Genomic DNA, 4744 nt, shown 5'->3' on the forward strand with positions numbered 1-4744 from the left:
CATCACCGATCACAACGTAGCGTGATCTCTGCGCGGCCCTGACGTCGGACCCGGCCGGCGTCGTACCGGTGGGCTGTCGCATCTGGGCCCGGCGGGCGGCCACGACCTGGGGGGCGCGGGCCCCCGCAAGCGCGCGATTAAGGGAGCCAGACAGGGCTTCGAGGCTCTTGGTGGTCCTGATATCGGACATGACGGTCCTTCCAGCAACGTAGAGAGCTGAGATTCACTCTCACAGCTCTCGCTAATCGGAATCAAGAGAAAGGCGGTAAGCAGGACACATCCGCCCGAGACATCCACCGGACCCCGCTACCCGAGCCCGGCCGGAGTGCACCCACCGACACCGGGACACGATTCCGATCATGCCGGCGCCGGGACGGCGCCGCCGGGCGCCGGCGTACCGCACGGGGGCTACCGCTACTGGGCATCGATTTTCTCCTGCCCCACCATGGGAGTCGTTACGCTGATCAGGTGCCACGCAACCGCCAGGAGGTTCCCCGCGAGGAACGGATCGATGCGTTGCTCACCGTCGCCGAGGAGCAGTTCCTGGCCCGCGGGTTCGCCGGGACGTCCATCGCGGAGATCGCCCGTTCCGCCGGCATCGAACCGGGCTCCGTCTACTGGTATTTCCGGTCGAAGGACCACGCCTTCGCGGCGGTGCTGAACCGCCTGCTTGACGTTGAGGTCGACCGGATCGCAGCGTTGCCCGGAGACCCGGCGGCGAAGCTCTTCCTTGCTCTGGACTCGGTCGAGCGGCGCCGCACGCTGCATCCCTGTGTCGCCGAACGCGCCCCGCACGCCGCGCCGGTCATGGAGTACCACGAGCGGCTGCACGACTGGCTGCACGGGCTCGCGCTCGCCGCGGTGCACGACTTCGTGCCCGAACCCGATCGGGAGCTCGCGGCGGACGCGGTGGTCGCCACCATCGAGGGCGGGCTCGCCAACCCTGCGCCCTCCCGGCCGACCAGCCATCTCGTGCACTTTCTGCTCTCGGCCTTCTGCACGGACACGCCGATACCGGCAAAGCCGGAGTTCCACGGATGGATGACGCCGTTGTTCGCCCGACCGAGGCTCGGTTAGGAACCCCGACCGAGGCTCGGTCAGGAACACGACCGGCGCGCCCGCCCCGGTCCGGAGAAATCCGTCCGCGGCCCGGCGGTGGCCGCTATCACCCCGGCCGGGAGATCCACCACCGCCCACCGGTGCCCCATCCGTCGGGACGCGGTGCCAGGATTGGTCGGTGTGAGAGTTACAGCCCTGGCTGGCGGGATCGGTGGCGCCCGGTTCCTGCGCGGCGTGCTCGCGGCACTGCCGGAGGCCGACGTGACGGTAATCGGCAACACCGGCGACGACATCACGTTGCACGGACTGCGCATCTGCCCCGATCTCGACACCGTCATGTATACTCTGGGAGGCGGGATCTCGGCCGAACGGGGCTGGGGGCGCGAGGGCGAGTCGTTCGTCGTGGCCGAGGAACTCGCCGCCTACGGCGTCGGGCCGGCCTGGTTCGGACTCGGCGACCGCGACCTCGCAACCCACCTGGTGCGCACCCGGATGCTCGACGCCGGCTACTCCCTCTCGGACGTGGTCCGGGCACTGTGTGAGCGGTGGAAGCCGGGGGTACGGCTGCTGCCGATGTCGGACGAGCGGGTCGAGACCCACGTGGTGATCTCGGACGCCGACGGCCAGCGCGCGGTGCACTTCCAGGAATGGTGGCTGCGGCTGCGTGCCGCCGTGCCGGCACAGGCGATCATCCCGGTAAACGCGGAAAAGGCCAGGCCCGCGCCCGGCGTCCTGGCCGCCATCGCCGACGCGGACGTCGTACTGCTCCCCCCGTCGAATCCGGTCGTCTCGATCGGCACCATCCTCGCCGTTCCCGGGATCCGCTCGGCCGTGCACGAAACCGCGGCGCCGGTGGTCGGGGTGTCGCCGATCATCGGCGGCTCAGCCGTGCGCGGGATGGCGGACGCCTGCCTGGCCGCCATCGGCGTCGAGACCTCCGCCCAGGCGGTAGGCGTGCATTACGGCGGCCGGGGGCGCACCGCCGGGCCGGCCACCGCACCCGCCACCGCACCCGCCGCGACCGGGCACGGGACGGCCCCGCGCCCGGGAGACGGGACGGCGGACGGACTGCTCGACGGCTGGCTCGTCGACACCGCCGACGCCGGCGCGACCGTTCCCGGCGCGACCGTGGCCGCGACACCCCTGTTGATGACCGATCTGAAGGCCACGGTGGCGATCGTCCGGGCGGCTCTGGAGCTCGCCGGTGCCTGAGCGCAGCGCGGAACGGGCGCTGCGCGTGTTCCCGCTCACCGGCATCGGCGAGGTCCGTTCCGGCGACGATCTCGCCGTCCTGGTGGCCTCGGCCGTCCGGACGCACGGCCCGACACTCGCCGACGGCGATGTCGTCGTGGTCACCTCAAAGATTGTTTCGAAGGCCGAGGGACGGCTCGTCACGGTGTCCGGCGACCGCGAGGAAGCCAGACAGGCCATGATCGACAGTGAATCGGTACGCGAGGTCGCCCGGCGCGGCCCGACCCGGATCGTCGAGACGCACCACGGTTTCGTCCTCGCCAGCGCGGGGGTCGACGCGTCGAACATCGCCAAGGACTCCCTCGCCCTGCTCCCGGTGGATCCGGACGCCAGCGCCAGGCGGCTGCGGTCGGGCCTGGCCACCGTGCTCGGCGTGGATGTCGCCGTCATCGTCACCGATACCGCCGGACGGCCGTGGCGGCGCGGCCTGACCGACATGGCCATCGGGGTGGCCGGCATGGCGGCGCTGCGCAGCCACGTCGGCGACCTCGACGGCTACGGCAACGAGCTGGGGATGACCGAGGTGGCCGAGGCCGACGAGCTCGCCGCGGCCGCCGACCTCGTCAAGGGCAAGCTGGGCGCCACACCGGTGGCAGTCGTCCGCGGCTACGGCCGGCTGCCCGACGACGGCGCCGGCGGGCGGGCGCTGCTGCGTCCCGCTGGTGATGACATGTTCCGCCTCGGCACCCTCGAGGCGCGCCGGGCGGCGCTGCGCGACCGGCGCACCGTGCGGGACTTCTCCGACAGCCCGGTCGACCCGGCCGCGGTCGACCGGGCGATCGCGGCGGCACTCACCGCCCCGGCCCCGCACCACACCACACCATGGCGTTTCGTGATCGTGACCGAGCGGCACGCCGCGCTGCTCGACGCGATGGCCGAAGCCTGGGCGGACGATCTACGACGCGACGGGTTCGACGAGGCGGCCGTCGAGCGTCGGCTTCGGCGCGGCGAGGTGCTGCGGCGTGCCCCGCTGCTGATCGTTCCGATCATGCTCCTCGACGGCGCACATCCCTATCCGGACGCCCGCCGCGCCGCCGCCGAGGAGCGGATGTTCACCGTCTCCGTCGGGGCCGGGGTGCAGAACCTGCTCGTCGCCCTGGCCACGGAGGGTCTGGGGTCGTGCTGGGTGTCGTCGACGCTGTTCTGCCCGGAGGTGGTCACCCGGGTGCTCGACCTGCCGGCCGATTGGACACCGATGGGCGCGGTCGGGGTCGGGCACGCCGCCGCGCCCGCACCCGCCCGACCGGACCGCGATACCGCGGCGTTCGTCCTCCACCGCTGACCTCGTGGCCGACCGATCCCGGGTGGCCCGGCTCCGGGATGATCCGGGACGCCACGGTCACGGTGCGGCGTGGCGGAACAGGGCGTGTCCGGTGGTGTTCGGCGGGTCGGATCCATCCTGCCCGGACGACGTGGTGCAACACTTCGTAGGATCAGTTGCCGTGGGTAAGAAGAGCGTCGAACGCAACACCCGGCTCGAGCAGTTGCGCCGTGAACAGAAGCGCAGGGAACGCCGCCGCGCGCTGCTCATCTACGGGACGTCGGGGCTCGTCGCCGTCGCGCTCCTCGTCGGCATCATCATCTACAGCGTCGCGGACAGCAGATCGAAGAACGAGGCCCGCAAGGTCGGCTACGTCGCGCCGGCCTCGGCTGCCGCCACCGCGGCCGGGTGCACCGGCACGGCGAACGACCCGTTCCGCGGCTCGACGCACGTCAGCACGGCGGTCACGTACGAGGCGTCACCGCCATCCTCGGGTAACCACAACCCCGATCCCCTGCCCGACGGCATTCCCTTCTACAACCCGAACTCGGGCATCTCGGTGGAACGGGCCGTACACAACCTCGAACACGGCTTCGTGATCGGCTGGTACGACAAGAGCCTGCCGACGGATCAGGTCGACAAGCTGCGCAAGCTCGCCGCGGACGCCGGGCCGCGGTTCATCGGTGTGCCCTGGCCCCGGAGCACCTTCGTCGACAACAAGCACTTCGTCCTGACCGCCTGGGACCGCACCCAGCGCTGCTCGACGGTCTCCGCGGACGTAATCAAGGATTTCGTCACCAAGCATGCGAACCCGGACGCCGCCGGGGCCACCTGGGACTCACCGACCGCGCCGGAGTCCGGCGCGGCGGGCGGCACCCTGAACGTGACGGCGGACGGCCCCCTGGTGGATCCGGGCGCGGCCGCCTCCCCGATCCCCGGCGCGGGCACCATGTCACTGTCGCCCACCACCCCGACCCCGGCGCCCTAACCCTCTCGGCCGGGGCGGAGATGTCGGTGACGAGGCGGGCCGTGCCCAGGACGAGCGCCGTCCCGGGCACGGCCCGCCCGGCTAGCTCCAGATACCGGTGCTAGCGGGAGTTTCCTAGATAGTTCGATCTTGGTTGGAGTTTTCGCAGCCCATGACCAAAGTTGATCTTTCGGGTGTGTATTACC

Annotated in this window: 4 protein-coding genes and 1 pseudogene; 4 read left to right on the forward strand and 1 reads right to left on the reverse strand. The window is 71.2% G+C overall.

Translation table 11 applies throughout. The features are described 5' to 3' along the window. Positions 1-190 (reverse strand): annotated as a pseudogene (locus tag AC08OX_RS15010) (hypothetical protein); the annotation flags it as partial. Between the two features lie 278 nt (positions 191-468). Here AC08OX_RS15010 and AC08OX_RS15015 point away from each other — a divergent pair. The 4 genes from AC08OX_RS15015 (at position 469) to AC08OX_RS15030 (ending at position 4559) form a co-directional block, all read left to right on the forward strand. Next, positions 469-1077 carry a TetR/AcrR family transcriptional regulator gene (locus tag AC08OX_RS15015; RefSeq protein ID WP_035940905.1) on the forward strand — a complete coding sequence of 203 codons (609 nt, stop codon included), beginning with the start codon at positions 469-471 and terminating at the stop codon, positions 1075-1077. Between the two features lie 162 nt (positions 1078-1239). After that, on the forward strand, positions 1240-2271 hold the full coding sequence (gene cofD / locus AC08OX_RS15020) for a 2-phospho-L-lactate transferase (protein WP_476608384.1): 1032 nt from the start codon (positions 1240-1242) through the stop codon (positions 2269-2271). Next, positions 2264-3592 carry a coenzyme F420-0:L-glutamate ligase gene (locus AC08OX_RS15025; RefSeq protein WP_476608385.1) on the forward strand — a complete coding sequence of 443 codons (1329 nt, stop codon included), beginning with the start codon at positions 2264-2266 and terminating at the stop codon, positions 3590-3592. The genes cofD and AC08OX_RS15025 overlap by 8 nt, the downstream gene beginning before the upstream one ends. Positions 3593-3752: 160 nt before the next feature. After that, the gene (locus AC08OX_RS15030; RefSeq protein ID WP_476608386.1) at positions 3753-4559 is read left to right on the forward strand and encodes a DUF3105 domain-containing protein; all 807 of its coding nucleotides are present in this window, start codon (positions 3753-3755) and stop codon (positions 4557-4559) included. Positions 4560-4744 lie beyond the last annotated feature (185 nt).

The organism is Frankia sp. CoBUL1, from assembly GCF_978021245.1.